Below are 24,552 nucleotides of genomic sequence, written 5' to 3'. Positions count from 1 at the left end.
GCGCGTACCGGCCCCTCGCCCGTACACAGAGACAGAAACCCCAGGTCAAGGGAGCTTTTGTCGTCAGTGCTCGAGTGAGGGCAGACCCCTGGTGACGGGCAGGGGACAGCTAACAGGCAGCGCAAAGGGTCAGTGTAGCCACTTGGCACACTGATGTCCAGTGCGGGTTTTTCGAGACCCTCGCTGTGCTCACCACTCTTGTCAACGCCCTCGGGATGCTGCCCTCAACGCACGTTGATACTGCCCTCTTCGCCGTCGATCCATGCCTCGGATTCGGATCCTTGTGACGACGCGTCCTGAGAATTGCGCGCTGCGTGCGGTTCGTCAAGGGTTCCCTTGCGGGAACCGGGGATCCGGAGACACGACGAAGATCACCCTACCCCTCACGAACACAGGTGCAAGGTAGCCCGGGCCGGACCCGGCGGAACGCCGAAGGGCGACCACCCAGATGGATGATCGCCCTTCGGTGCGTTCGCGTTACAGCCCTACGAGACTGATTTCAGCGCGCAGTCGGGTCCTGGGGACCCGGAAGGTCTTACTTGACCTCGACGGAGGCACCGGCGCCCTTGAGGGCCTCGGCAGCCTTGTCGGCGGCTTCCTTGTTGACCTTCTCGAGGACCGGCTTCGGGGTGCCGTCGACGAGGTCCTTGGCCTCCTTCAGACCCAGGGAGGTCAGCTCACGCACGACCTTGATGACCTGGATCTTCTTGTCGCCGGCGCCGGTGAGGATGACGTCGAACTCGTCCTTCTCCTCCTCGGCAGCGGCCTCGGCGCCACCGGCGGCACCGCCGGCGATCATGACCGGGGCAGCGGCGGCAGCGGTGACGTCGAACTTGTCCTCGAAGGCCTTCACGAACTCGGAGAGCTCGATGAGGGTCATCTCCTCGAACTGGGCAAGCAGCTCGTCCTGGGTGAGCTTCGCCATGATGGCGGTCCTTCCACTCAAATCGGCAGGTGCCGGATGTACTGGATAAGGCGGGCGTACGTCGGCCCGCTGCGACCCGTGCCGTCGGCGCGGGTCAGAAAGCGAGCCGAATTACTCGGCACCGCCCTGCTCGGCCTGCTTGGCGCGCAGCGCGTCCACGGTGCGGACGAGCTTCGACGGCAGCGCCTGGAAGACGGAGGCAGCCTGGGACTGCTTCGCCTTGAAGGCACCGGCCAGCTTGCTGAGCAGAACCTCGCGGGACTCGAGGTCCGCAAGCTTCTTGATCTCGTCGGCGGAGAGGGCCTTGCCCTCGAGGACACCGCCCTTGATGACGAGATTGGGGTTGTCCTTGGCGAAGTCACGCAGACCCTTCGCCGACTCCACCGGGTCACCGGTGACGAAGGCGACGGCCGTCGGGCCAGCGAAGAGCTGGTCCTCCAGCGTGATCCCGGCCTCCTTGGCCGCAATCTTGGTCAGCGTGTTCTTCACCACGGCGTACTGGGCGTTCTCACCGAGCGACCGGCGCAGCGTCTTGAGCTGCGCCACGGTGAGACCGCGGTACTCGGTCAGCACGGCGGCGTTGGAGCTGCGGAACTTGTCCGTCAGCTCCGCAACCGCGGCAGCCTTGTCGGGCCTCGCCATAGAGCCTCGGCCTCCTTCCGGGTGATTCGGACCGCGCGGACCCGAAGGAGGACTGGGGAAAACGAAACGCCCCGGCGCAGGCGCACGGGGCGGACTCGACCGGCCGCACACGCGCTCGGCGCGCGCACTCCGGGAGTTCTTCCACTGTCACCTGCGCGGGTCGCCCACTTTTCAGCGGATCCTTCGGCCACCGCGCCCTCGTACGAGCGCGCGGCAACGACCAGCGGTCTTTGGCTTCTGGAAGAGAGTACGGGACCTGGGCTCGGTCGAGCAAATCGGGTCAGGACGTCGTGCCGGTGCCGCCACCCGTGGCGGTGCCGTTGGGCAGGCGGCTGGACTTCATGAGCTTGGCGAAGTCCAGCGTGTCGGAGGCCGGCGGGGCCTCGGCGGAGACCGGCACGCCGTAGTCGCTGTAGAAGGCGGTGCTGGTCAGGGCGCCCTTGGCCGTGTCCGCCTTCTCGCTCTTCTTCACGAGCAGGTTCTGGTCGTTGAGCCAGATGTCGACGGTGTCGGTGGTGACGCCCGCCTGTTCGAGCTGCTGCTTCAGGGCGGCCAGCTGGTCCGCGCTGAGGCTGCTGCTCTTGCCCGCGAAGTCGGCGACGTTCACCGTGCCCGAGTAGTGCGTCGTACGGACGCCGGAGACGGTCTCCTCGCCGACCTTCTTGACGTCATGGGAGGCCAGCAGCAGCTTCACCGACTGGTTCGGCGTGGAGTTCTGGAACTGGTCCTTCATGTACGAACCGGAGGCGCCGCCGAACTTGGCGAGGTCGGCGTACGCGTACTTGAGCCAGTGCTTGCCGCCCGTCTTCTGGGCGAAGGTGTCGCTCATGTGCGCGTAGTACGCGTCCGGCAGATAGCGGGCCTCCGTCGTCGACGTGCCGACCGCGCGCATCATCTCGGCCATCCGGCCGCCGGTGTACGTGAGGGTCATGGTGCCCTTGAGGCCGTGGGCCCAGGTAAGGGCGCCGGTCCCGGTCGCCGACATCAGGTTGCCGAGTGACATCGTGGAGCGCACCTTCGCCGATTCCGCCTTGTCGGTGGACTGCTCGGCGCTGCGCAGCACGGCTGCGACGGGGCTGACGCGGATCGTGGTGCCGCCGGCGGCCTTGTCGCCCTTGCCGGAGCCCGAGGAGGACCCGCAGGCTGCCACGGAGGTCAGCGCGGCGACCACCGCTATGGAAAGGGCCGTACGGCGGACGGTCGTGCTCTTCATCTGGTCCCACCCCTAAGACAACTCATGTGTCCTGCACGGTAACTCAGGCCACTGACAGTCGTACGAAAGCTCACACGAAGAAAGGACGGACCCCGCACCTGGAAGGTTGCAGGGCCCGCCCTCACTCACGCGTACCTGACGCGGCTACCGGGCTGAGCGGAGGGCTCAGACGGCGGCCGGGTCCTCCTCGACGAGGAGGTTGCGGGTGCGGTTCGGGTCGACCGGGATGCCGGGGCCCATGGTGGTGCTGACCGCGGCCTTCTTGATGTAGCGACCCTTGGCGGCGGACGGCTTCAGACGGAGGATCTCCTCCAGCGCGGCGCCGTAGTTCTCCACCAGCTTGGCGTCGTCGAAGGACGCCTTGCCGATGATGAAGTGCAGGTTCGAGTGCTTGTCGACGCGGAACTCGATCTTGCCGCCCTTGATGTCGGTGACGGCCTTGGCGACGTCGGGGGTGACGGTGCCGGTCTTCGGGTTCGGCATCAGACCACGCGGGCCGAGGACGCGGCCGAGGCGGCCGACCTTGCCCATGAGGTCCGGGGTGGCGACGACGGCGTCGAAGTCCAGGCGGCCCTTCGAGACCTCGTCGATCAGCTCGTCGGCACCGACGATGTCGGCGCCCGCGGCACGCGCGGCCTCGGCACGGTCGCCGGTCGCGAAGACCAGGACCCGGGCGGTCTTACCGGTGCCGTGCGGAAGGTTCACGGTGCCACGGACCATCTGGTCGGCCTTGCGCGGGTCGACACCCAGACGGAAGGCGACCTCGACGGTGGCGTCGAACTTGGTCGTGGAGGTCTCCTTGGCGAGACGGACGGCCTCGAGCGGGGCGTACAGCTTCTCCCGGTCGACCTTGGCGTCCGCAGCGCGGAGAGCCTTGCTGCGCTTGCTCACAACTTGCTCCTGTGTGTTCTAAAAGGAGTCGTGGTCCCTGGGCCGAGCAGGCCCTGCCACGTGCGACCGGCTACGGCCGCATGACTGCTTGGGGGTTTGGGGTCAGCCCTCGACCGTGACGCCCATGGAACGCGCGGTACCGGCGATGATCTTCGCGGCGGCGTCCAGGTCGTTCGCGTTCAGGTCGGGCATCTTGGTCTGGGCGATCTCGCGGACCTGCGCCTCGGTGATCTTGGCGACCTTGGTCTTGTGCGGCTCGCCGGAGCCCTTCTCGATGCCCGCGGCCTTGAGGATCATCTTCGCGGCCGGCGGCGTCTTGGTGACGAAGGTGAAGGAGCGGTCCTCGTAGACCGTGATCTCCACCGGGATGACCCAACCGCGCTGCGACTCGGTCGCGGCGTTGTAGGCCTTGCAGAACTCCATGATGTTGACACCGTGCTGACCCAGCGCGGGGCCGACCGGCGGAGCCGGGTTGGCGGCACCGGCCTGGATCTGGAGCTTGATGAGCCCCGTGACCTTCTTCTTCTTGGGAGGCATAGCTCTCCGGGTCCTTTCATTCGGGTCCATGCCCGCGCGAGGATCGCGATCCTGACGCAGGCATACCGCACAACGATAACGGGTATAGATGCGCGGCCAAAAACCGCGCAGGTCAGACTGGCTGAGACAGCCCGCCTGACCTGCGCGGAAGAGCGACGTCCAGAAATGGACTAGTTCTTCTGGATCTGGTCGAAGGACAGCTCGACCGGCGTCTCGCGGCCGAAGATCTCCACCAGGCCCTTGACCTTCTTCGAGTCGGGGTTGATCTCGTTGATGGTCGCCTGCAGCGTGGCGAACGGGCCGTCGGTGACGGTGACCGAGTCGCCGACCTCGAAGTCCAGCACCTGGACCTCGACCTTGCGCTGCGGGGCGGGCTTGCCCTCGGCCTCGGCGGCCTCGCGGGCGGCCTTCTCCTCGGCCTCCGGGGCGAGCATCTTGACGATCTCGTCCAGGGTCAGCGGATACGGGTCGTAGGCGTTGCCGACGAAGCCGGTGACGCCCGGGGTGTTGCGGACGACGCCCCAGGACTCGTTGGTCAGGTCCATGCGGACCAGGACGTAACCCGGCAGCTTGTTCTGCTTGATCGTCTTGCGGTCGCCGTTCTTGATCTGGACGACCTCTTCCTGCGGCACCTCGGCCTGGAAGATGTAGTCCTCGACGTTCAGCGAGACGGCGCGCTGCTCCAGGTTGGTCTTCACGCGGTTCTCGTAACCGGCGTAGGTGTGGATGACGTACCACTCGCCGGGCAGAGAGCGCAGTTCTTCGCGCAGGGCCTCGACGGGGTCGACGGGCTCGGCCGGCTCCTCCTCGGCGGCCTCGACGGCAGCCTCCTCGGCCTCTTCCTCGTCTTCCTCGTCCTCGACGTTCAGGGCAGCCTCTTCGGCCGGCTCCCCCGCCTCGGCCTCGGCAGCCTCGAACTCGTCCTGCTCGTCCGCGCCCTCGACGATGTCGCGCTCGTCGTCCACCATCTCGGCAGCGGTCCCGCGAGGCTCGATGGCGTCGTCGTTCAGGTTCGGGTCAGACACGATGGCTGCTTCTTCCTGGATACATAGGGGTGGAACATGCGAAAACGGGCGCCGGTGCCACGGCGCCCTTCGCTCTTGGCTCAGCCGAAGACGTACTTGGCCGCGTGGTTGAGCCCATAGTCAATCACGGTCACCAGCGCGATCATGATGGCGACGAAGAAGATCACCACGGTGGTGTACGACGTCAGCTGGTTGCGCGTCGGCCAGACGACCTTGCGGAGCTCCGCGATGATCTGCCGGTAGAAGGTGGCGAGGCGCTTCAGCGGGCCCTTCTTGGCGCGCTTGCCGCCCTTGCGGGCCCTCTTCTTCGATTCGAGCGCCTCGTCCTGGGCATCAGGCGTGTCGATGGAGCCCACGGCGTCCGTCATTGTCCTCACCTGGTCCCGGGTCGTGGCCGTGCCGCGCCCGGTTTCTGAGCCGCACGGCGGTGCATTGCTGTACGTACATGCGCACACATCCTGGCGGTGTGTGTAGCAGGGCCGGAGGGACTTGAACCCCCAACCGCCGGTTTTGGAGACCGGTGCTCTACCAATTGAGCTACGACCCTTTGTGTGTCCCCCAACGTACCGCATCCGACCGGGTGCGCGGTGTGCACCGGTTTCGGCGGCGGCTTCTGAAGGCCAACGAGGTGAGAGTGTACGTGGTCAACGGCCCGGCGTCGAACAGAAAGTGCCCGTCCGGGGCCGGGTGACCAAAGATCGTCCTGGCCGGAGGCCGGATTCGGACCCGTGTTCACGTCCCGACCCGTTGCTGTTCAGTCTGTGAAACCCGTGTGCCGGGGGGATTTCCGGTCTGGAACGATGGGCTCCATGAGCGCTGCAACCCCACCCACCGAGCGCCGGGTCTCCGCCCGAGTCGGCGCGATCTCCGAGTCCGCCACCCTCGCCGTGGACGCCAAGGCCAAGGCCCTGAAGGCCGCCGGGCGTCCGGTGATCGGCTTCGGCGCCGGTGAGCCCGACTTCCCGACCCCGGACTACATCGTCGAGGCGGCCGTAGAGGCCTGCAAGAACCCGAAGTACCACCGCTACACGCCGGCCGGCGGCCTGCCCGAGCTGAAGGCCGCGATCGCCGCGAAGACGCTGCGCGACTCCGGCTGGGAGCCCGACGTCTCGCAGATCCTCGTCACCAACGGCGGCAAGCAGGCCATCTACGAGGCGTTCGCCGCGATCCTCGACCCGGGCGACGAGGTCATCGTCCCGGCCCCGTACTGGACGACGTACCCGGAGTCGATCCGCCTGGCCGGCGGTGTCCCGGTGGAGGTCGTGGCCGACGAGACGACCGGCTACCGCGTCTCGGTCGAGCAGCTGGAGGCGGCGCGCACGGAGAAGACGAAGGTCGTGCTCTTCGTCTCCCCGTCCAACCCGACCGGCGCGGTGTACTCCGAGGCCGACACCGAGGCGATCGGCCGCTGGGCCCTGGAGCACGGCCTGTGGGTGCTCACCGACGAGATCTACGAGCACCTGGTGTACGGCGACGCGGTGTCCGTGTCGCTGCCGGCGCTGCTGCCCGGGCTGCGCGACAAGTGCATCGTCGTCAACGGTGTGGCCAAGACGTACGCGATGACCGGCTGGCGCGTGGGCTGGGTCATCGGCCCGAAGGACGTCGTCAAGGCCGCGACCAACCTGCAGTCGCACGCCACCTCGAACGTCTCCAACGTGGCCCAGGTGGCCGCCCTGGCCGCCGTCTCCGGTGACCTTGAGGCCGTGGCGAAGATGCGCGAGGCCTTCGACCGGCGCCGCAAGACCATCGTGCGGATGCTCAACGAGATCGACGGCGTGGTGTGCCCCGAGCCGGAGGGCGCGTTCTACGCCTACCCGTCGGTCAAGGCCCTGCTCGGCAAGGAGATCCGCGGCAGGCGCCCGCAGGACACGGTCGAGCTGGCCGCGCTGATCCTGGAGGAGGCCGAGGTCGCGGTCGTCCCGGGTGAGGCCTTCGGCACGCCGGGCTATCTGCGGCTGTCGTACGCGCTGGGCGACGAGGACCTCGTCGAGGGCGTGAGCCGCATCCAGAAGCTGCTGGCGGAGGCCAAGGCCTGAGCCTGTCCACATGTGGACTGGGGCACCCCCGAGGGTTCGGGGGTGCCCCAGTTCGTTTGTGCGAGCAAGACCACGTCCGGGGAAACGGCTACCGGTACGGCAGGGACGTACGGCAGGATCTGGGAATGGAGCGTGTACGTGATCTCTCTGAGCTGCCGAAAGCCCATCTGCACCTGCACTTCACCGGTTCGATGCGGCCGGGGACCGTCCTGGAACTGGCCGACAAGTACGGCGTGCGTCTGCCGGAAGCCCTGACGGAGGCACTGACCAGCGGCGAACCGCCGAAGCTGCGGGCCACCGACGAGCGGGGCTGGTTCCGCTTCCAGCGGCTGTACGACGCGGCGCGCTCCTGCCTGCGCCGGCCGGAGGACATCCAGCGCCTGGTCCGGGAGGCCGCCGAGGAGGACCTGAAGGACGGCTCGGGCTGGCTGGAGATCCAGGTGGACCCGACGTCGTACGCGCCCCGGCTGGGCGGGCTGATCCCCGCGCTGGAGATCATCCTGGACGCGGTGGAGACCACGTCCCGAGAGACCGGGCTCGGCATGCGCGTGCTCGTCGCCGCCAACCGCATGAAGCACCCTCTGGACGCCCGTACGCTGGCCCGCCTCGCGGTGCGGTACGCCGACCGGGGCGTGGTCGGCTTCGGGCTCTCCAACGACGAGCGGCGGGGCATGGCGCGGGACTTCGACCGGGCCTTCCACATCGCGCGCGAGGGCGGTCTGCTGTCGGCCCCGCACGGCGGCGAGCTGACCGGCCCGGCCTCGGTGCGCGACTGCCTGGACGACCTGCACGCCTCGCGGATCGGGCACGGGGTGCGCGCGGCGGAGGACCCGCGGCTGCTGAAGCGGCTCGCCGACCGGGGCGTGACCTGCGAGGTGTGCCCGGCCTCGAACGTGGCGCTCGGCGTGTACGAGAAGCCCGAGGACGTGCCGTTGCGGACGTTCTTCGACGCCGGCGTGCCCATGGCGCTCGGGGCCGACGACCCGCTGCTGTTCGGCTCCCGGCTGGCCGCCCAGTACGAGATCGCCCGGCACGCGCACGGCTTCTCGGACGCCGAACTCGCCGAACTGGCACGCCAGTCGGTACGGGGTTCGGCCGCCCCGGAGGACGTCAGGGAGCGGCTACTGGCCGGCGTGGACGACTGGCTGGCCGGTCCGGCCGCCTGACTCGCGCAACCTCAGCCGCACCGGCGGGTCCCATGCAAGGCGTTTGTCATGCCCAGCGTGAGGCTCACGCCGAGGCAGACGCAACGGAGATCCCGCCCACCAGCGTCCGCGCGAGCCGGGCGGCGAACTCGTCGACCGGCGGCCGCTCCCCCGTGCCGGTCGCGTCGTAGGCGAACGCGCGCTGCGCGCAGGCGCCCAGCAGCAGCGATGCGGCCGCGAAGGTGTCGGCGTCGGCGCGGACCCGGCCGACGGCCTGTTCGGCGCGCAGATAGGCGTCCAGGTCCTGGATGGGCCGGTGCGGGCCGGAGCCGAGCGTGCGCAGGGCGTCGTCGTGGCGCCGCTTGAGCTGGGTCTCGGCGTACAGGGAGGCGGCGATCGGGAAACTCTGCTCGTAGAAGAGCGCGGCCTGGCGGGCGATCTCGGTGAGGTTGCCCTCCAGGGTGCCCTGTCCCGGTTCGGCGGCGAGGCTGCTGAGCAGGGGCGTGAGCCGGGGCAGCCGCTCGGCGAGCACGCGCACGAACAGATCCTCCTTGCTGTCGAAGTACTTGTAGAGGGCCGCTTCGGAGCAGCCGGCCGCGCGGGCGATCTCCTTGGTGGTGGCGCGGGCGAGTCCGATGGTGAGCATGAGCTCGTGGGCGGCGTCGAGGATGCGGACACGCGCCGGCTTCGGCTCCATGGGCGTCCAATCGGGCTTGACGGGTGGGTGAGTGCTTACCCACTCTAGAGGGCGGAGGGGTGAGTGAATACTCACCCACTGGTTCCACTCCACCCATCCCGAGTACGGGAGCACTCATGAACCTCACCGTTTTCGGCGCCACCGGCGGCATCGGCCGCGAGATCGTGCGCCAGGCGCTCGGCGCCGGCCACCGGGTGACGGCCGTGGTCCGCGATCCGGCCCGGCTCGACGTCACAGGGGACGCACTGGAGGTGTTCCGCGCCGACCTCACCGACCCGGAGGAACTGCGCGCGGCGGTCAGTGGCCGGGACGCGGTCCTGTCCGGCCTGGGCGCGCGCAGCCGCAAGGACGCCGGGGTCGCCACCCGGCTGACCCGTACGGTCCTGCGCGCCATGGAGGCGGAGGGCGTACGACGGCTGCTCGTCGTCAGCGCCGGCCCCGTCGGCCCCGCCCCCGAGGCCGACGGCGCGCTGGACCGTGCGATGCGCGGCCTGGTCTCGGCCGTCCTGAAGGACGTCTACACCGATCTGCGCGGGATGGAGGCCGAGCTGGGCCGCAGCGGCACGGACTGGACGTCCGTACGGCCGCCGCGCCTGCAGAACAAGCCGCTCACCGGCCGCTACCGCACCGCCGTCGGCGGCTTCCCGCGCAAGGGCCGCTTCATCGCGCGCGCGGACGTGGCGCACGCGATGCTGGCGATGATCGACGACGAGGGGACGGTGAAGCAGGGGGTGGGCGTGGCGTACTGAGCCCCTGCCGTGGGTGCCGTCAGAGGCTGACGCCGACCGTCACCGGCTCGTTGACCAGCGTGATCCCGAAGGCCTCGCGTACGCCGGCGACCACCTCGCGGGCCAGGGCCAGCAGGTCCTCGGTGGTGGCGGCGCCCCGGTTGGTGAGGGCGAGGGTGTGCTTGGTGGAGATGCGGGCCGGTCCGGAGCCGTAGCCCTTGGTGAAGCCCGCCTTGTCGATCAGCCAGGCCGCGGAGGTCTTCGTCCGGCCCTCCCCCGCCGGGTAGGCGGGCGGCTCCACGCCGTCGCCCAGCCGCTCGCGCACGCGCGCGTGGAACGCGGCGAACTGCTCGGCGCTGAGGATCGGGTTGGTGAAGAAGGACCCGGCGGACCAGGTGTCGTGGTCCTCGGGGTCGAGCACCATGCCCTTTCCGGCGCGCAGCTTCAGCACGGTCTCGCGCGCGTCGGCCAGCGGCACCCGGTCTCCCGGCTCGACGCCGAGCGCGCGGGCCGCCTCGGCGTACTTCACGGGCGCCGAGAGCCCGTCCGCGTCCTCCAGCTCGAAGCGGACGCGCAGCACGACATAGCGCTCGGGGTCGGCCTTGAAGCGGCTGTGGCGGTACGAGAAGGCGCACTCCTCGTTCGCCAGCGTGACGGTCTCGCCGGCGCGCCGGTCGTAGGCGATGACCTCGGTGATGGTGGTGGAGACCTCCTGGCCGTAGGCGCCCACGTTCTGGATCGGCGTGGCGCCGGCCGATCCCGGGATCCCGGCGAGGCACTCGATCCCGGCGAGCCCGGCCTCGACCGTGCGCGCCACGGCATCCGTCCACACCTCGCCGGCCGCGAGCTCCAGCGTCGTGCCGCGCAGCTCGACACCGCGCGTGGCGATGCGCAGGGCGGTGCCGTCGAAGCCCTTGTCGCCGATGACCAGGTTCGAGCCGCCGCCGATGACCAGCAGCGGCGTCCCGCTGTCGTCGGCCTCACGGACGGCGGCGATCACCTCGGCGTCGGTGTCGGCGGTGACCAGCCGGGCCGCGGGACCGCCCAGCCGGAAGGTGGTCAGCGGGGCGAGGGGGGCGTCGTGGAGTACCTGCACGGGCCCAAGACTACGAGATGCCTCCGACAGCACCGCATCCACACGTGCGGCGGCCAGGGAGCCCTGGCAGAGGGCGGTTCCGCGCCATGCAGGGCCGGGTGGGTCTCCATGCCTCGCCCGGCGGGCAGCTCCTCGCCTTGGTGGGCGGGGCGGGGCCCGCGGCGGTTGGCCGGGAGCGCGTCGCCGGGACACGCCGCGTCCCGGCGCGGTGCCGCCTACGGTCCCGGCCAGGCGACCGCCCCGAGCGACTTCGCGGCATATACGGCCTCCGGCCCCGGCCACGCCCGCGGGCGGCGGCTGCGTTGCGCCGCGCGCGGCCTGCGACCCCGCCAGGCCCGCGGACACCAGGGACAGCGGCCTCCCCACACGCGCAACCTCCCACCCAGACCACACCCGCGCACAGCAGGGACAGCAGCATTCCCGCACGCGCAACCTCCCACCCCGACCACAGCCGCAGGCCAATCGGGAGCGGCGGCCTTCCCGCGCGCTGTGTCCCTTGGCCCCGTGCCCACGCGGGCCGGGCGGAACGGCGGCCCTTGCGGCGCGGCGCATTGTGCTCGTGCCGACCGCGACCAGCGGCCCCGGCCGCCCACCGGCGCGAGCCGCCACTCGCGCACGCGCGCGTGGGCTCCTGATACGCGTGAGCGCCCGACACACGTGCACGCGCGCGTGGTCTCCTCCCGAAGCCCACGCGCGCGTACCCCACGTACCGCAACTGCCGACCGGCGGTCTACCCGAGCCGCCGTTCCGCCTCCTCCCAGCTCACCGGCAACTCGTCGCTGGAGGTCTGCCAGGTGGCGAACGCGGCGTCGCGCATCTGGGAGGCCAGCCCGCGGGAGGTGGGGCGGTGGGCACCGGAGTGGGCGAAGGCCTTCAGCGCGTCGGCGGACTCCCAGGCGGACAGCGTCCAGAAGGTCCGCCGCAGGGGCTGTGCCTTGAGGGAGGCCCCGTAGGCGCCGGGTGCCTTGCCCACCTGCCGCCATACGGCCGGGGTGCGGGCGAGGAAGCGGAGCGCGCCCCACAGGGAGCGGGTCTCGAAGCGCGAGGCGAAGACGTGCACCTCGGTGCCCTGCGGCGGGGTGTTCGGCACGATCCAGGGAAGAGCGGGGAGAGCGGGCATCGCGAACTCCTTGGGACGAGGGTGACGAGGTTCCGGGCGGGTCTCAGCGTGCGGTGCTCTCCAGGGCGGTGCCCGCCGGCGCGGGAGCCTCGGCGGCAGCGGCCCCCAGGGCCGGCGCGGGCGTCCCGTCCCCCGCGGCGAGGCGGGCGGCGGCGCGCCGGGCCGGGATCACCAGAGCCGCGACCGCGGCGAGGGCGACCACCGCCGAGCCGGTGACCAGGGCGGGCCGCAGGCCGTCGACGAAGCTCTGCGCACTCTCGTAGCCGCCCTGTGCGGAGAAGATCGACGACATCACCGCGATGCCGAGCGCGCCGCCCACCTCGCGCAGCGCGTTGTTGGCGCCGGAGGCGATGCCCTGCTCCTGCGGGCGGACGCTGGACATCACCAGATTGGCGGCCGGGGCGAAGTACAGGGCCATGCCGATCCCGCTGACGACCAGGGCGGGCAGCTGGGCGGCGTAGGAGGCATCCGTGGTGGCCACGGCGGCCATGTAGCCGAGACCGACGGCCTGCAGGAACAGGCCGGCCGCGACGACCGGGCGGCCGCCGATGCGGTCGGAGAGGATCCCGGCGATCGGCGCCACGAGCATCGGCATTCCGGTCCACGGCAGCATCCTGAGGCCCGCCTCGGTGGGCGAGTAGCCGAGCACGCCCTGCATGTACTGGCTGAGCAGGAAGATCGAGCCGAACATGCCGACGAACATCAGCAGGCTGGCCGCGTTGATGCCGGAGAAGGCGCGGGACCGGAACAGCCGCATCGGCAGCATGGGGTTGGCCGCGCGGGAGCTGTACAGGACGAACCCGGTCAGCAGTGCGCCACCGGCGAACAGCGCGGTGAGGACCACGGTGTCGGTCCAGCCGTCGGCGGGCCCGCGGACCAGGCCGTAGACGATCCCGAAGAGGCCGCCGCTGGCGAGCAGGGTGCCGGGGACGTCGAGCCGGGCCCCGGTGCCGTGGGACTCGGCGAGGCGCAGCCGGGCGAGCGGCAGCGTGATCAGGCCGAGCGGCACGTTCAGCCAGAAGATCCAGTGCCAGGAGACGTGCTCGGTGAGGCTGCCGCCGATGAGCGGTCCGGAGGCGACGGCGAGTCCGTTGACGGCGCCCCAGATGCCGTACATCATCCCGCGCTTGGCGGCGGGCACGGCCGCGGTCAGCAGGGTCAGCGTGAGCGGCATCATCACGGCCGCGCCGACGCCCTGGACCGCGCGGGCGGCGATCAGGGAGCCGATGCCGGGGGCCATGGCCGCGGCGGCGGAGGCGCCGGTGAAGACGGCGAGCCCGGCGATGAAGAGCCTGCGGCGCCCGAAGCGGTCGCCGAGCGCCGCGCCGAACATCAGCAGGACGGCGAAGGTGAGCGTGTAGGCGCTCACGGTCCACTCGAGGTCGTCCAGGGCGCCGCCGAGGTCCTTGCGGATGGAGGGCAGGGCGGTGGTGACGACGAGGTTGTCGAGGGCCGCCATGAAGCCGGCGACGCTGGTGATGACGAGGGCCCAGGCGGCGCTTCCGCGGCCTGTGCTCGTTGCGGTCTGCTGTGACATCTCTCCCCCAGAGAGCTGCTAGTTAGTTATTGATGACTAACTTTCCTGCGCAGGAAAAAGGCGGGACAACCGCCTCGTTCCGCTACTTCTCCAGCCGGCCGGTGATCCGGGCCGACGGATACATCCCCTGCCAGACGCGGTGCTCGGGCGGAAACCCCATGGCGGCGAGGGTGTTGATGAGCATTCCGTACGCCAGGAAGATCGTGGTCTGGTTGTCGTCCGCCCCCAGCGGCAGATGGACGGTGTCCCAGAGCTTCATCCAGGCGGCCCGTACGGCCTCGCCGAACTCGTGGTCACCCTCGGCCTCGGCCGCCGCGACCGTGATGTAGGTCTGCATCTGCATCTGGAGCTTCTCGGGCTGCTCCGTGATCAGCCGCACATAGGCGTTCGCCATGGCGTGCAGGGCCTCCTCGCCCGCCAGCCCCTCGGCCGCCTCCTCGAAGACCCGGCAGGTGTCCTCCACACACCGGAGCGACGCGGCGGCGAAGATCGCCTTCTTCCCCGCGAAGAGCCGGAAGAGATACGGCTGCGACACACCCACGCGGCTCGCGATCGCCTCCGTGGAAGTGCCGTAGTAGCCCTTCTGCGCGAACTCGGCGATCGCCGCGCGAATGACGCTCTCGCGTCGCTCTTCTGCACTCATCCTGGGCATGGAAAGTAAGTTAGTGCTCAATCACTAACTTGGCAAGCCGCCCGGCCCCGGACACCCGTAAGGGGCGCCCCACCGTGGTGGACGCCCCTTACAGCGCTGCTCGCGGTGGTGCCGTCAGGCCAGTCGTACGACCGCCCGGGACATACCCAGCACCTTCTGGCCACCGCTGGTCGCCGTCAGGTCCACGCGCACGGTGTTGTCGTCCAGCTTGGCCGCCACCTTGCCGCTGACCTCGATCAGCGCGCCCTGGTCGTCGTTCGGCACGACGACGGGCTTGGTGAAGCGGACGCCGTACTCGACGACCGCGCCCGGGTCCCCGGTCCAGTCGGTGACCACGCGGATCGCCTCGGCCATGGTGAACATGCCGTGCGCGATGACGTCCGGCAGACCGACCTCCTTGGCGAACTTCTCGTTCCAGTGGATCGGGTTGAAGTCCCCGGAGGCACCCGCGTAGCGCACGAGCGTGGCGCGGGTCACGGGGAAGGTCTGCGCGGGCAGTTCGGTGCCGACCTCGACGTCGTCGTACGCGATCTTCGCCGTCATCAGGTACTCACGCCTCCTCGGCCGCGCGGGCCACGAGCTTGGTCCAGGCGGTCACGACGTGCTCGCCCGCCTCGTCGTGCACCTCACCGCGGATGTCCAGGATGTCGTTGCCCGCGAGGGACTTGATCCCCTCGATGGTGGAGGTGACCGTGAGCCGGTCGCCGGCGCGCACCGGGCGGCTGTAGGCGAACTTCTGGTCGCCGTGGACCACGCGGCTGTAGTCGAGACCGAGTTGCGGGTCCTCGACGATCTGCCCGGCGGCCGGGAAGGTGATGGCGAACACGAACGTCGGCGGCGCGATCACATCGGAATGACCGAACGCCTTCGCGGCCTCCGGGTCCGTGTAGACCGGGTTGGTCTCGCCCACCGCCTCGGCGAACTCGCGGATCTTCTCCCGGCCCACCTCATAGGGCGCGGTGGGCGGGTAGGTCCGTCCAACGAAGGACTGGTCGAGCGCCATGGCCCGGCACCTCCTGGTGTCTGCTGTGATGGCCCCAAATTAGCCGGAATCCTGCCGGGGAATGCGCAGGGGGGACGGGTGAGGACCGGCCGCTGAAGCGCGGGTGAAGCCGAGGCGCCGGGGAAACCGAGGCGCCGGTGAGGTGGTGAAACGCCGCGAGGCCGCCCCCCGGAAGGGGACGGCCTCGCGAACGAGCCTGTTTATCGCGTCTCGCGGTGCGCGGTGTGCGCGTTGCAGCGAGGGCAGTGCTTCTTCATCTCAAGACGATCCGGGTTGTTACGCCGGTTCTTCTTGGTGATGTAGTTCCGCTCCTTGCACTCCACGCAGGCCAGCGTGATCTTCGGGCGGACGTCGGTGGCAGCCACGTGAGTGCTCCTAAGACGAACGGGTGGACTAATTCAACGCAAGAAAGAGTAGCCGATCGAAGGACCGACCCCGCAATCGGCTACTGTGAGTAGCGGTGACCGGACTTGAACCGGTGACACAGCGATTATGAGCCGCTTGCTCTACCGACTGAGCTACACCGCTGCGATGCGATCGGACCCCGCCTTTCGACGGGAACCTCTCACACCAGAGCCCCAAAACGGAATCGAACCGTTGACCTTCTCCTTACCATGGAGACGCTCTGCCGACTGAGCTATTGGGGCGAGCGATGAAGACATTACACGGTCCGCCGCCGTTCACCCAAATCCGTATCCGGCAGCCCCGGACCACCCCCATCCCAGGGCCCGCAGTGACCTCATGAGCCGTCACACGGTGCGGGAACCGTGTCCACGCGTGCGTGGACGTCGTCGGGGAGGGCGGGGGCCACGCGGGTGGGTGACACGTGTACCGCCAAGGACGGACCACGCCGGTACGACTATTGCGCTCCTGCGCGCCCGGCACGGCTCGCCACCCTAGGCTCGACTCGCCCGGCGTGATCTTGGGGCCCGGGCCCCGGTGTCTCACGCGGGCCCGCCCGAGCCCCCGGCCCCGATCCTGGAGCGCGATGCCCGACAGCCAGCCGCAGCCTCATCCGCCGTCGAACTCCCCGGGATCCTCGGGTCAGTCCGACCCGGCCGTCCTGCTGCTGTGCGGGGCGCGGCTCACCGACGGCCGGACGGTGGACGTACGGCTGGTCGGCGGGCGCATCGAGGCGGTGGGCACGGCCGGCAGTCTGGCGCCGGGACCCGCCCGGACGAGCGCCACGCGCGTGGACCTGGACGGCTATCTGCTCCTGCCGGCCCCGGCCGAACCGCACGCCCACGGCGACACCGCGCTGTCCGCCGAGCACCCCGGCCCGGTGTCGTACGGCCCCGAGGACGTCCAGCGCCGGGCGACGGAGGCGGCCCTGCTGCAGCTCGGGCACGGGGCGACGGCGGCACGCACGCACGTGCACGTGGGCGACGTACAAGGGCTCGGCGCGCTGGGTGCGGTCCTGCAGGCGCGGCGCTCGCTGCGGGGGCTCGCCGAGCTGACGACGGTGGCGATGCCACGGCTGCTGACCGGGGTGGCCGGGGCCGACGGGCTGGCGATGCTGCGCGACGCGGTCAAGATGGGCGCCTCCGTGGTGGGCGGCTGCCCCGACCTGGACCCCGATCCCACGGGCTATGTGGAGGCGGTCCTGGAGGTGGCCTCCGAGCACGGCTGCCCGGTGGACCTGCACACGGACGCCTCCGACCCGGCCCGGTTGTCCCGGCTCGCGGCCATGGCCGGGGGCCTGCGCCCCGGCGTGACGATCGGGCCGTGCGCCGGCCTCGCACGCCTCCCCACCCAGGCCGCCTCCCGCGCCGCCGACCAGCTCGCGGCGGCCGGTGTGACGGTCGTGTGCCTGCCGCAGGGCGGCTGCTGCGGAACCGACCGCCGGGGCGCCGCTCCGGTACGGCTGCTGCGCGCGGCCGGGGTGCGCGTGTCGGCCGGCAGCGGCGCCCTGCGCGACGCCGCCAACCCCGTCGGCCGCGGCGACCCCCTGGAGGCGGCCTACCTCCTCGCCTCCGCCCAGGGCCTGCGCCCGGAGGACGCCTACGACGCCGTGAGCACCTCGGCCCGCGCGGTGCTGGGCCTGCCGGAGGTACGCGTGGAGGCCGGCTTCCCTGCAGACCTCCTCGCCGTACGCGGCAACCGCCTGGCCGGCGCTCTGTCCCTGGCATACAGCCGGATCGTGGTCCACCGGGGCCGGGTGGTGGCGCGCACGAGCGCGGTGCGCGAGTACTGCAATTCGGCGGCCACGGTGGGACTCGGGTTGCCGCGACAGGGGCGGGGCGAGCTGTCGTGAGGGCGCGCGGTACGGAGCGCTGTCGGGAGCCCGGTGCGCGGGGTGGGGAGCCGCGGGGCGCGCGGTCCGGAGCGCTGTCCGGAGCCCGGTCCGGGGTGGGGCCCGAGGGGCGCGCGGGTGCGTGTGCGGGGCCGGAGCGTGCGCTCGTGGGCGCTCCGGCGCGGGCCGGTGGGCATGAGCCCGGCGCGGTGCTGCCACGCCGCTTAACCCGTGCGGCAGATGCGCCCCTTCCGGCGTACGGTCGGAATCATGCGCATTGTCATCGCTGGTGGTCATGGTCAGATCGCGCTGCGGCTGGAGCGCCTGCTCTCCGCGCGCGGGGACGAGGTCGCGGGGATCATCCGCAAGTCCGAACAGGGCGACGATCTGCGGGCGGCCGGCGCCGAACCGGTGCTGCTCGACCTGGAGTCCGCCTCGGTGGAGGGGGTCGCGGCGCATCTGCAGGGCGCCGACGCGGCGGTCTTCGCGGCCGGCGCGGGCCCGGGCAGCGGGGCGGCCCGCAAGGAGACGGTGGACAGGGGCGCGGCCGTGCTGTTCGCGGACGCGGCCGTTCGCGCGCGTGTGCGCCGTTTCCTGGTCGTGTCCTCGATGGGCGCGGATCCCGCGCACCAGGGCGACGACGTCTTCGACGCGTACCTGCGTGCCAAGGGCGAGGCGGACGCGTACGTCACCCGCCAGGAGGCCCTGGACTGGACGATCCTGCGCCCCGGCACGCTGACGGACGACGCCGGCACCGGTCACGTCCGCCTGGAGGCGCACACCGGGCGCGGCGTGGTCCCCCGGGACGATGTGGCGGCCGTACTCGCGGAGTTGGTGGACACCCCGGCGACGACCGGCCTGACCTTGGAGCTGATCAGCGGATCGACGCCGGTGTCGGTGGCGGTGAAGTCGGTGGCCGGGAACTGAGACCGCCCGCGGGCCGTTGAACGGACAGACCCCGCCAACGGGCCTTCAGCACCGTCGGCCTGTCGCCCCATCAGCTCTCCAACAGCCCGCCCCACACACGCAAGCCCCTTCCGCCCCCTCCGCCTCTTCGCGAACTCAGAACAGGGGCAACTGCCCGGGGAACTCCGGTACGGCGTATCCGTCCAACGCCGGCTGGACGGCCCCGAGTTGTGCATGCTGCCGTGATCCGGCGCAGGAGACGAGTCCCCCGTTCTCCCGCGCCCCGGGCGGGTCGTGCCGCGCATAGCGGCCCGCGACGACGGCGATGTCGCGATGGCACACAGGGCAGGTTCTGCGTCGGGAGGACATGCCGTCAGTGTGCCCGCACGAGCGGCGGCCGCGACACCGCTGTCAGGTGCGGGTCTCCGCTTCCCAGCGATCGGGGCCCACCCCGCGCCAGTCGATCAGCGGTGAGTCGGCCACTTGCTCCGGCTCGATCTCCAGCCCCGCGCGGCGCAGGAACTCCACAAGGTCGCCCACGTTGTGCGCCAGGCCGAGGATCTCGCCGTCCACGCGGACCCGGCGGCCGCCGGTCGGGGACGGCAGATGCACGATGATGGGTCGTTTCCCGGCCATGGCTCCAGCATCTTCCGGACCGCCCGGGCCCGCACCCGGACCGGTCATTCCAGTATCCCCAGCGCACTCTCGGGGCGGCACAGCGGGCATGCGGCGACCTCTCCTTCGGTGAGTGCGCGGACGGCCTGCTCCCGGCTGACCGCCTTGGACCGCCCGCCGGCGCTCGCACAGCCGCCGAGGTGAAGGTACACCGCGGTGCGGCCGTTCAGGCCGCGCTCGATCAGCCAGTCCGGAGCGGCCTGCCGGACGGCGAAACGGCGCTGCCGTTCGGCCTCCCGGCGCTCTTCGTCCGCGATCCACCGGTCCATCAGGGCGAGCTGCCGCGCGGCCTGATGTTCGACGACGCGGCGGGCGAAGCGCAGCATGTCGAGACGCGTCAGCGGACGGTCATCGTTCACACGTTCGATTCTAGTGAAGAGACCCGGAAGTGCGACCAGCGGGATGCGACCGAACAGGGTCCGCGTGAAACGGTTCTCCACCGTTGAGACGCAGGTCACATTCATTCCTGTCACGGCGCGCGGTGCCGCTCTGTCCAAGAGGGCGTACGAACCGGCAACCACCCAGGAGTACACCGTGGAAGCTCGTCTGAACGTCATGGCCGCCCCGGTCGCGGCCAAGGTCATGAAGCACATCATCGCCGCGGGCAGGGCGCTCTCGGAGTCGACCGTGCCGGCCTCGACGCGCGAACTGATGATGCTCCGCGCCAGCCAGATCAACGGCTGCGCCGGATGCATCGACATGCACACCAAGGAGGCCGCCGCGGCCGGCGAGACCGCCGTACGCCTCCATCTGGTCGCCGCCTGGCGGGAGGCCAAGGTCTTCACCGACGCCGAGCGCGCCGCGCTGGAGCTGACGGAGGAGGGCACCCGCATCGCGGACGCGGCCGGCGGCGTCCCGGACGAGGTCTGGGCGAACGCGGCCAAGTACTACGACGAGGAACAGCTCGCCGACCTGGTGGCCCAGATCGCCGTCATCAACGCCTTCAACCGCGGAAACGTCATCACCCAGCAGCCCGCCGGAGACTACGAGGCGGGCATGGCCGCCAAGTTCCACTGACGGCTGACGACAAGCGCCCCGCGACCTGCTCTCGCAGGTCACGGGGCTCTCGTTCCCGTGTGGACCTGCCGTTTCCCGGCCCCGCGGCACCACCGCCCCACGTCGGCTGGACTTTCGTCCGGATCCGAGGCGCGAGATCCTGGTACTGCGACCGTGACCAGCGAACACCACGCGCGGGCCGGGACGCCTCTCACGCGTCGTAAAGCCCACCTCATGCTCATACGGCCCTCAGCGCGGCGGGCGCTGTCGCGACTTCCCGAAGGAGGCCGGGCGATGAATCTCCCGTCGTACCGTGACAGCAGAAGCGCTACAGCACCACAGCGGGTCCCCGGCCGGGCCAGGAACGCCAGGAACGCACGAAGACTGAGCACGGCCGCCGCCGTGGCGGCGCTGCTTGTGGCGGGCTGCGGCACGGACACCCCCAAGGCGGCCCCGCACTCCAGTGGCCCGGGAGTGTCCCTGCTCCCGACACCCGTGCCTTCCCACTCCCGTTCGTCCTTCGCCCCGGACCTCACCACAGCCGCCACCGCATGCACCAACAGCACGAAGCTCGCCGGCTGGTCGAACCACCGGCTGGCCATGCTGACCATCGCCGTCCCGGTGTCGGAAACCTCCGTGTCCGACGCCGCTTCCGAGGTGAGCGCCGGTGCGGGCGGTGTGCTGCTGTTCGGCAGCAAGGCGCCGTCCGACCTCGGCTCACGGCTGGCCGCCCTGAAGTCCCACGTTCCGGGCCATCTGGGCCTGTTGGTGATGACCGACGAGGAGGGCGGCGGCATCCAGCGCATGGCAAACCTCGTCGGATCCCTGCCCTGGGCCGCGTCCATGGGCACGCACTGGACCCCGGCCCAGATCCAGCAGAACGTCAGGAAGGTCGCCACCAAGATGGCGGCCGCCCAGGTCAACATGGACCTCGCACCAGTGGTCGACGTAGACGGCAGGAACGCGGCTCCCAGTCATACCAACCCCGACGGATGGCGGTCCTTCAGCGGCAGCACCTCGGTGGTCTCCAAGGACGGTGTCGCGTACATGAACGGGTTGCGCGCCGCACAGGTGATACCCGTCGTCAAGCACTTCCCGGGCCTCGGCGGCTCCAGCTACAACTCCGACTTCGGCGCCGCCCGCACCCTGCCCTGGTCCACCCTGCAGAAGGTGGCCATCCCGCCGTTCACAGCGGCCATCAAGGCCGGTGCCCCGGCCATCATGGTCTCCAACAACATCGTGCCGGGCCTGGGCACCTATCCGGCGAGCCTGTCACCCACCGCCATCGGCTCCGAGCTGCGCGGCAAGCTGGGCTTCAAGGGGCTGGTGGTCACCGACTCCCTCAGCGCCAAGGCGATCTCCGCCGCAGGCTTCAGCATTCCCGCCGCCGCCGTCCAGGCCCTGCGCTCCGGTGCCGACATGGTCATGTTCGACCTGGGGAGCAACGTCGGCTCCCAGACGTCCTCGATCGCCTCGGCGATCACCAAAGCGGTGGCCGGCGGACACCTCGCCCGCAGCCGCCTCATCGACGCGGCGGGGCACGTCCTGGCCGTCCGGCACGTGAATCTCTGTTCCTGAGCGCGAGGGGCGCCTCTGAGATCTTCTCCCGGTACGGGGACACGACAAGGGCCCGGTGACCTGCTAGTTCTTGCAGGTCACCGGGCCCTTGTTCCCATGTGGCGGCGCCAGGATTCGAACCTGGGAAGGCTGAGCCGGCAGATTTACAGTCTGCTCCCTTTGGCCGCTCGGGCACACCGCCGGGGTCGGCCACCAGATCGAACCGCTTTTCGGCGGTCCCCCTGGCGACGACGTAAACAATACCCGATACACGGGGGTGCTTCGCCACCCGGTTGATCACCACCCCTCGGCTCGCGGGGTGGCTAGGCTGGTGCGGATGCGGCCCGGTCTGACGCCGGGCCCGGCGGCCGCCGCCGCGCACGCCGGCACGCACCCGATACGCACCCGATACAAGGAGCCACAGGACATGGCCGACTCCAGTTTCGACATCGTCTCGAAGGTCGAGCGGCAGGAGGTCGACAACGCCCTCAACCAGGCCGCCAAGGAGATCTCGCAGCGCTACGACTTCAAGGGCGTGGGCGCCTCGATCTCGTGGTCCGGTGACAAGATCCTCATGGAGGCGAACTCCGAGGACCGGGTGAAGGCTGTCCTCGACGTTTTCCAGTCCAAGCTGATCAAGCGCGGCATCTCGCTGAAGGCGCTGGACGCGGGCGAACCCCAGCTGTCCGGCAAGGAGTACAAGATCTTCGCGTCGATCCAGGAGGGCATCTCCCAGGAGAACGCCAAGAAGGTGGCGAAGATCATCCGTGACGAGGGCCCGAAGGGCGTGAAGGCCCAGGTCCAGGGCGACGAGTTGCGCGTCTCCTCCAAGAGCCGGGACGACCTGCAGGCCGTGATCGCGCTGCTGAAGGGCAAGGACTTCGACTTCGCGCTGCAGTTCGTGAACTACCGGTAGGAGACCGGCAGGACACCGGTGGGACCGGCACACCAGCCGGACACCCGCGACAGCACGGAAGGGTGGGCGCCCCCGAGCGGTGCTCGCCCTTCCGTGCTGTCGTCGCGCGCGTTCACTGCCTGTCGACCGCGTGTTCGTGGCCTGTTGACGAGGGAGACGCCGACGGTCCACCTCCCGGTCGCGGCGCTCAGTAGGGTGCCGCGCATGACAACTTCCGGCACCGGGCTCCGACGCACCCTCGGCGTGCGGGACGCCGTGATCGTCGGCCTCGGCTCGATGGTCGGGGCAGGCGTGTTCTCGGCCCTGGGGCCCGCCGCGCGCGGCCGGTACGGGACTGCTGCCCGGGCTGGCGCTCGCGGCCGTGGTGGCCTACTGCAACGCCATGTCCTCGGCCCGCCTCGCCGCCCGCTATCCCGCCTCCGGCGGCACGTACGTGTACGGACGGGAACGGCTGGGCCCCTTCTGGGGCTATCTCGCGGGCTGGGCCTTCGTGGTCGGCAAGACGGCGTCCTGTGCGGCCATGGCGCTCACCGTGGGCGCGTACGTCTGGCCGGGGCAGGCCCACGCGGTGGCGGTCGCGGCCGTGGTGGCCCTGACGGCCGTGAACTACGGCGGGATCCAGAAGTCGGCGTGGCTGACGCGCGTGATCGTGGCGGTGGTGCTGGCCGTGCTCGCGGCCGTGGTGGTCGTGTGCCTGGCCTCCGGGCGGGCCGACGCCGGACGGCTGGACATCGGGCTGCCGTCGGGCGTGGGCGGCGTGCTCCAGGCGGCGGGGCTGCTGTTCTTCGCGTTCGCCGGGTACGCGCGGATCGCGACCCTCGGGGAGGAGGTACGGGATCCGGCGCGCACGATTCCGCGGGCGATCCCGCTGGCCCTGGGGATCGCACTTGTGGTGTACGCGTGCGTGGCCGTCGCCGTGCTCGCCGTCCTCGGTACGGACCGGCTCGGGCACGCGGCGGCGCCGCTGACCGACGCGGTACGGGCGGCCGGTGTGCCCGGATTCGCGCCGGTGGTGCGGGGCGGGGCCGCGGTGGCGGCGCTCGGCTCGCTGCTCGCGCTGATCCTCGGCGTGTCCCGTACGAGCCTCGCCATGGCCCGGGACGGGCATCTGCCGAGGGCGCTGGCGGCCGTGCACCCGCGTTTCCAGGTGCCGCACCGGGCGGAGCTGGCCGTGGGCGCGGTGGTCGCCGTACTGGCAGCGACGGTCGATGTGCGCGGGGCGATCGGCTTCTCCTCCTTCGGCGTGCTCGCCTACTACGCCGTCGCCAACGCCTCCGCGTGGACCCTGAGTCCGGCCCCATCGGCCCGCATGGTGCCCGTGGTGGGCCTGCTGGGCTGCGCCACGCTGGCGTTCGCGCTGCCCGCCGTCTCGGTGGCCGTGGGGGCGGGCGTGCTCGCGGTGGGCGTGGCGGCCTACGGCGTACGACTGCGGGCGCGGCGGCGCACCGAGTGACGCCGGGAGACGCCCAGCGGGATCGTCTCCGGACGTTCCCGATCACGCCACAAGGACGCTGCGGTTCTGCGCCCGAACGCCCGGCACGCTGATACTTGTGACAGCAGGCATGCCGGTGGAGCGACCTGGAGAGGTGCCGATCATGAAGGTGTTCAACCTGCTGCTCAACATCCTGTGGCTCGTCTTCTGCGGCTTCTGGATGGCGATCGGTTATCTCATCGCTGCCCTGATCTGCTTCGTCCTGATCATCACCATCCCGTTCGGCATCGCGTCGCTGCGCATCGCCGGCTTCGTCCTGTGGCCGTTCGGCCGGACCACCGTGGACCGGCCGGACGCGGGGGCGGGCTCCTTCATCGGCAACGTGATCTGGGTGATCTTCGCGGGCTGGTGGCTGGCGCTGGGCCACCTGATCACGAGCATCCCGCTGTTCCTGTCGATCATCGGGATCCCCTTCGGCTGGGCGAACCTCAAGCTGATCCCGATCTCCCTCATGCCGCTCGGGCGTGAGGTGGTGCCGTCGGACCAGGGTTTCGCCGGGCGCTGATCTCGCGCGCCGGGCGCGATCTTCT

27 protein-coding genes, 4 tRNA genes and 1 pseudogene are annotated in these 24,552 nt (G+C 70.5%); 10 read left to right on the top strand and 22 right to left on the bottom strand.

All coding sequences use genetic code 11. The annotated features are described in order from the left end of the window. Positions 1-535 precede the first annotated feature (535 nt). The 8 genes from rplL to ACZ418_RS05025 form a co-directional block, all read right to left on the bottom strand. A complete protein-coding gene (rplL, locus tag ACZ418_RS05060) occupies positions 536-925 on the bottom strand; it encodes a 50S ribosomal protein L7/L12 (RefSeq protein WP_468357145.1) in 390 nt (129 codons plus the stop codon). A 111-nt stretch (positions 926-1,036) separates the two neighbouring features. Further along, positions 1,037-1,567 carry a 50S ribosomal protein L10 gene (gene rplJ, locus ACZ418_RS05055; RefSeq protein ID WP_014674354.1) on the bottom strand — a complete coding sequence of 177 codons (531 nt, stop codon included), beginning with the start codon at positions 1,565-1,567 and terminating at the stop codon, positions 1,037-1,039. A 280-nt stretch (positions 1,568-1,847) separates the two neighbouring features. Beyond that, positions 1,848-2,780 (bottom strand): SCO4651 family lipoprotein, encoded by a 933-nt coding sequence (locus tag ACZ418_RS05050; protein WP_468357141.1) that lies wholly within the window; start codon positions 2,778-2,780, stop codon positions 1,848-1,850. Between the two features lie 165 nt (positions 2,781-2,945). After that, positions 2,946-3,671, bottom strand: a complete 726-nt coding sequence (gene rplA, locus ACZ418_RS05045; RefSeq protein ID WP_468357138.1) for a 50S ribosomal protein L1 — start codon at positions 3,669-3,671, stop codon at positions 2,946-2,948. 102 nt (positions 3,672-3,773) lie between these two features. Beyond that, positions 3,774-4,208, bottom strand: coding sequence for a 50S ribosomal protein L11 (rplK, locus tag ACZ418_RS05040; RefSeq protein WP_023547415.1), 435 nt, complete (start codon positions 4,206-4,208; stop codon positions 3,774-3,776). Between the two features lie 170 nt (positions 4,209-4,378). Continuing rightward, the gene (gene nusG / locus ACZ418_RS05035; RefSeq protein ID WP_468357135.1) at positions 4,379-5,233 is read right to left on the bottom strand and encodes a transcription termination/antitermination protein NusG; all 855 of its coding nucleotides are present in this window, start codon (positions 5,231-5,233) and stop codon (positions 4,379-4,381) included. Positions 5,234-5,313: 80 nt separating this feature from the next. Beyond that, the gene (secE, locus tag ACZ418_RS05030) at positions 5,314-5,601 is read right to left on the bottom strand and encodes a preprotein translocase subunit SecE (RefSeq protein WP_468357132.1); all 288 of its coding nucleotides are present in this window, start codon (positions 5,599-5,601) and stop codon (positions 5,314-5,316) included. Positions 5,602-5,707: 106 nt separating this feature from the next. Further along, positions 5,708-5,780 (bottom strand) — tRNA-Trp (locus ACZ418_RS05025). Between the two features lie 262 nt (positions 5,781-6,042). Between ACZ418_RS05025 and ACZ418_RS05020 the strand changes: the two genes are divergently transcribed. Next, positions 6,043-7,269, top strand: coding sequence for a pyridoxal phosphate-dependent aminotransferase (locus tag ACZ418_RS05020; RefSeq protein ID WP_468357129.1), 1,227 nt, complete (start codon positions 6,043-6,045; stop codon positions 7,267-7,269). Between the two features lie 125 nt (positions 7,270-7,394). Continuing rightward, positions 7,395-8,435: an adenosine deaminase gene (locus ACZ418_RS05015; RefSeq protein ID WP_468357126.1), complete on the top strand. Its 1,041-nt coding sequence runs from the start codon at positions 7,395-7,397 to the stop codon at positions 8,433-8,435. A gap of 64 nt (positions 8,436-8,499) precedes the next feature. On the opposite strand, the gene ACZ418_RS05010 is transcribed toward ACZ418_RS05015, so the two are convergent. Further along, positions 8,500-9,111: a TetR/AcrR family transcriptional regulator gene (locus ACZ418_RS05010; RefSeq protein WP_468357123.1), complete on the bottom strand. Its 612-nt coding sequence runs from the start codon at positions 9,109-9,111 to the stop codon at positions 8,500-8,502. 116 nt (positions 9,112-9,227) lie between these two features. On the opposite strand from ACZ418_RS05010, the gene ACZ418_RS05005 reads away from it, so the two are divergent. Continuing rightward, positions 9,228-9,860 (top strand): NAD(P)-dependent oxidoreductase, encoded by a 633-nt coding sequence (locus ACZ418_RS05005; protein WP_468357120.1) that lies wholly within the window; start codon positions 9,228-9,230, stop codon positions 9,858-9,860. 19 nt (positions 9,861-9,879) lie between these two features. On the opposite strand, the gene ACZ418_RS05000 is transcribed toward ACZ418_RS05005, so the two are convergent. The 9 genes from ACZ418_RS05000 to ACZ418_RS04960 form a co-directional block, all read right to left on the bottom strand. Next, positions 9,880-10,965, bottom strand: coding sequence for a UDP-N-acetylmuramate dehydrogenase (locus tag ACZ418_RS05000; RefSeq protein ID WP_468358847.1), 1,086 nt, complete (start codon positions 10,963-10,965; stop codon positions 9,880-9,882). Between the two features lie 700 nt (positions 10,966-11,665). Beyond that, complete coding sequence (locus tag ACZ418_RS04995; protein WP_468357117.1) at positions 11,666-12,055, bottom strand: DUF3291 domain-containing protein; 390 nt, start codon at positions 12,053-12,055, stop codon at positions 11,666-11,668. Between the two features lie 43 nt (positions 12,056-12,098). Next, positions 12,099-13,592: a DHA2 family efflux MFS transporter permease subunit gene (locus tag ACZ418_RS04990; protein ID WP_468357114.1), complete on the bottom strand. Its 1,494-nt coding sequence runs from the start codon at positions 13,590-13,592 to the stop codon at positions 12,099-12,101. An 82-nt stretch (positions 13,593-13,674) separates the two neighbouring features. Next, complete coding sequence (locus ACZ418_RS04985; protein WP_468357111.1) at positions 13,675-14,244, bottom strand: TetR/AcrR family transcriptional regulator; 570 nt, start codon at positions 14,242-14,244, stop codon at positions 13,675-13,677. 114 nt (positions 14,245-14,358) lie between these two features. Continuing rightward, complete coding sequence (locus ACZ418_RS04980; RefSeq protein ID WP_208899337.1) at positions 14,359-14,787, bottom strand: MaoC family dehydratase; 429 nt, start codon at positions 14,785-14,787, stop codon at positions 14,359-14,361. Positions 14,788-14,794: 7 nt separating this feature from the next. After that, on the bottom strand, positions 14,795-15,247 hold the full coding sequence (locus tag ACZ418_RS04975; RefSeq protein ID WP_153539332.1) for a MaoC family dehydratase N-terminal domain-containing protein: 453 nt from the start codon (positions 15,245-15,247) through the stop codon (positions 14,795-14,797). Positions 15,248-15,447: 200 nt separating this feature from the next. Then, complete coding sequence (gene rpmG / locus ACZ418_RS04970) at positions 15,448-15,612, bottom strand: 50S ribosomal protein L33 (protein WP_003948671.1); 165 nt, start codon at positions 15,610-15,612, stop codon at positions 15,448-15,450. 90 nt (positions 15,613-15,702) lie between these two features. Further along, positions 15,703-15,775 (bottom strand) — tRNA-Met (locus tag ACZ418_RS04965). A gap of 46 nt (positions 15,776-15,821) precedes the next feature. Continuing rightward, positions 15,822-15,894, bottom strand: a tRNA-Thr gene (locus ACZ418_RS04960). 341 nt (positions 15,895-16,235) lie between these two features. On the opposite strand from ACZ418_RS04960, the gene ACZ418_RS04955 reads away from it, so the two are divergent. Together ACZ418_RS04955 and ACZ418_RS04950 are read left to right on the top strand one after the other, a co-directional pair. Continuing rightward, a complete protein-coding gene (locus ACZ418_RS04955; protein WP_468357108.1) occupies positions 16,236-17,501 on the top strand; it encodes an amidohydrolase family protein in 1,266 nt (421 codons plus the stop codon). Positions 17,502-17,750: 249 nt separating this feature from the next. Continuing rightward, entirely contained in the window at positions 17,751-18,407 is a 657-nt protein-coding gene (locus tag ACZ418_RS04950) for an SDR family oxidoreductase (RefSeq protein ID WP_468357105.1), read from the top strand. A gap of 135 nt (positions 18,408-18,542) precedes the next feature. Here ACZ418_RS04950 and ACZ418_RS04945 read toward each other — a convergent pair whose 3' ends face one another. The 3 genes from ACZ418_RS04945 to ACZ418_RS04935 are packed head-to-tail and all read right to left on the bottom strand — an operon-like array spanning position 18,543 to position 19,420. Continuing rightward, positions 18,543-18,755: a hypothetical protein gene (locus ACZ418_RS04945; protein ID WP_468357102.1), complete on the bottom strand. Its 213-nt coding sequence runs from the start codon at positions 18,753-18,755 to the stop codon at positions 18,543-18,545. A 42-nt stretch (positions 18,756-18,797) separates the two neighbouring features. After that, positions 18,798-19,022 (bottom strand): hypothetical protein, encoded by a 225-nt coding sequence (locus ACZ418_RS04940; protein ID WP_351612174.1) that lies wholly within the window; start codon positions 19,020-19,022, stop codon positions 18,798-18,800. 44 nt (positions 19,023-19,066) lie between these two features. After that, positions 19,067-19,420 carry a DUF6233 domain-containing protein gene (locus ACZ418_RS04935; RefSeq protein ID WP_468357099.1) on the bottom strand — a complete coding sequence of 118 codons (354 nt, stop codon included), beginning with the start codon at positions 19,418-19,420 and terminating at the stop codon, positions 19,067-19,069. A 175-nt stretch (positions 19,421-19,595) separates the two neighbouring features. On the opposite strand from ACZ418_RS04935, the gene ACZ418_RS04930 reads away from it, so the two are divergent. Together ACZ418_RS04930 and ACZ418_RS04925 are read left to right on the top strand one after the other, a co-directional pair. Next, positions 19,596-20,078: a carboxymuconolactone decarboxylase family protein gene (locus tag ACZ418_RS04930; protein WP_468357095.1), complete on the top strand. Its 483-nt coding sequence runs from the start codon at positions 19,596-19,598 to the stop codon at positions 20,076-20,078. 381 nt (positions 20,079-20,459) lie between these two features. Further along, on the top strand, positions 20,460-21,635 hold the full coding sequence (locus ACZ418_RS04925; RefSeq protein ID WP_468357092.1) for a glycoside hydrolase family 3 N-terminal domain-containing protein: 1,176 nt from the start codon (positions 20,460-20,462) through the stop codon (positions 21,633-21,635). 99 nt (positions 21,636-21,734) lie between these two features. Here the strand turns inward: ACZ418_RS04925 and ACZ418_RS04920 are convergent. Next, a tRNA-Tyr gene (locus ACZ418_RS04920) sits at positions 21,735-21,816 on the bottom strand. Between the two features lie 225 nt (positions 21,817-22,041). Between ACZ418_RS04920 and ACZ418_RS04915 the strand changes: the two genes are divergently transcribed. The 3 genes and pseudogenes from ACZ418_RS04915 to ACZ418_RS04905 all read left to right on the top strand — a co-directional run bounded on the left by ACZ418_RS04915 (position 22,042) and on the right by ACZ418_RS04905 (position 24,527). After that, complete coding sequence (locus tag ACZ418_RS04915) at positions 22,042-22,530, top strand: YajQ family cyclic di-GMP-binding protein (protein ID WP_166001462.1); 489 nt, start codon at positions 22,042-22,044, stop codon at positions 22,528-22,530. Between the two features lie 204 nt (positions 22,531-22,734). After that, a pseudogene (locus ACZ418_RS04910) lies at positions 22,735-23,983 on the top strand (APC family permease). Positions 23,984-24,125: 142 nt separating this feature from the next. Further along, complete coding sequence (locus ACZ418_RS04905; protein ID WP_153539346.1) at positions 24,126-24,527, top strand: YccF domain-containing protein; 402 nt, start codon at positions 24,126-24,128, stop codon at positions 24,525-24,527. Positions 24,528-24,552: the final 25 nt, after the last annotated feature.

The organism is Streptomyces sp. NPDC030820, from assembly GCF_055572075.1.
The sequence above is the reverse complement of the archived record's forward strand: the minus strand, read 5'-3'. Positions and strand labels throughout refer to the sequence as shown.

Coding starts and splice junctions, on each gene's coding strand:
- rplL (WP_468357145.1), bottom strand. CDS start 925: ATGGCGAAGCTCACCCAGGACGAGCTGCTTGCCCAGTTCGAGGAGATG.
- rplJ (WP_014674354.1), bottom strand. CDS start 1,567: ATGGCGAGGCCCGACAAGGCTGCCGCGGTTGCGGAGCTGACGGACAAG.
- ACZ418_RS05050 (WP_468357141.1), bottom strand. CDS start 2,780: ATGAAGAGCACGACCGTCCGCCGTACGGCCCTTTCCATAGCGGTGGTC.
- rplK (WP_023547415.1), bottom strand. CDS start 4,208: ATGCCTCCCAAGAAGAAGAAGGTCACGGGGCTCATCAAGCTCCAGATC.
- secE (WP_468357132.1), bottom strand. CDS start 5,601: ATGACGGACGCCGTGGGCTCCATCGACACGCCTGATGCCCAGGACGAG.
- ACZ418_RS05020 (WP_468357129.1), top strand. CDS start 6,043: ATGAGCGCTGCAACCCCACCCACCGAGCGCCGGGTCTCCGCCCGAGTC.
- ACZ418_RS05015 (WP_468357126.1), top strand. CDS start 7,395: ATGGAGCGTGTACGTGATCTCTCTGAGCTGCCGAAAGCCCATCTGCAC.
- ACZ418_RS05010 (WP_468357123.1), bottom strand. CDS start 9,111: ATGGAGCCGAAGCCGGCGCGTGTCCGCATCCTCGACGCCGCCCACGAG.
- ACZ418_RS05005 (WP_468357120.1), top strand. CDS start 9,228: ATGAACCTCACCGTTTTCGGCGCCACCGGCGGCATCGGCCGCGAGATC.
- ACZ418_RS04995 (WP_468357117.1), bottom strand. CDS start 12,055: ATGCCCGCTCTCCCCGCTCTTCCCTGGATCGTGCCGAACACCCCGCCG.
- ACZ418_RS04990 (WP_468357114.1), bottom strand. CDS start 13,592: ATGTCACAGCAGACCGCAACGAGCACAGGCCGCGGAAGCGCCGCCTGG.
- ACZ418_RS04985 (WP_468357111.1), bottom strand. CDS start 14,244: ATGCCCAGGATGAGTGCAGAAGAGCGACGCGAGAGCGTCATTCGCGCG.
- ACZ418_RS04980 (WP_208899337.1), bottom strand. CDS start 14,787: ATGACGGCGAAGATCGCGTACGACGACGTCGAGGTCGGCACCGAACTG.
- ACZ418_RS04975 (WP_153539332.1), bottom strand. CDS start 15,247: ATGGCGCTCGACCAGTCCTTCGTTGGACGGACCTACCCGCCCACCGCG.
- ACZ418_RS04955 (WP_468357108.1), top strand. CDS start 16,236: ATGCCCGACAGCCAGCCGCAGCCTCATCCGCCGTCGAACTCCCCGGGA.
- ACZ418_RS04950 (WP_468357105.1), top strand. CDS start 17,751: ATGCGCATTGTCATCGCTGGTGGTCATGGTCAGATCGCGCTGCGGCTG.
- ACZ418_RS04945 (WP_468357102.1), bottom strand. CDS start 18,755: ATGTCCTCCCGACGCAGAACCTGCCCTGTGTGCCATCGCGACATCGCC.
- ACZ418_RS04940 (WP_351612174.1), bottom strand. CDS start 19,022: ATGGCCGGGAAACGACCCATCATCGTGCATCTGCCGTCCCCGACCGGC.
- ACZ418_RS04915 (WP_166001462.1), top strand. CDS start 22,042: ATGGCCGACTCCAGTTTCGACATCGTCTCGAAGGTCGAGCGGCAGGAG.
- ACZ418_RS04905 (WP_153539346.1), top strand. CDS start 24,126: ATGAAGGTGTTCAACCTGCTGCTCAACATCCTGTGGCTCGTCTTCTGC.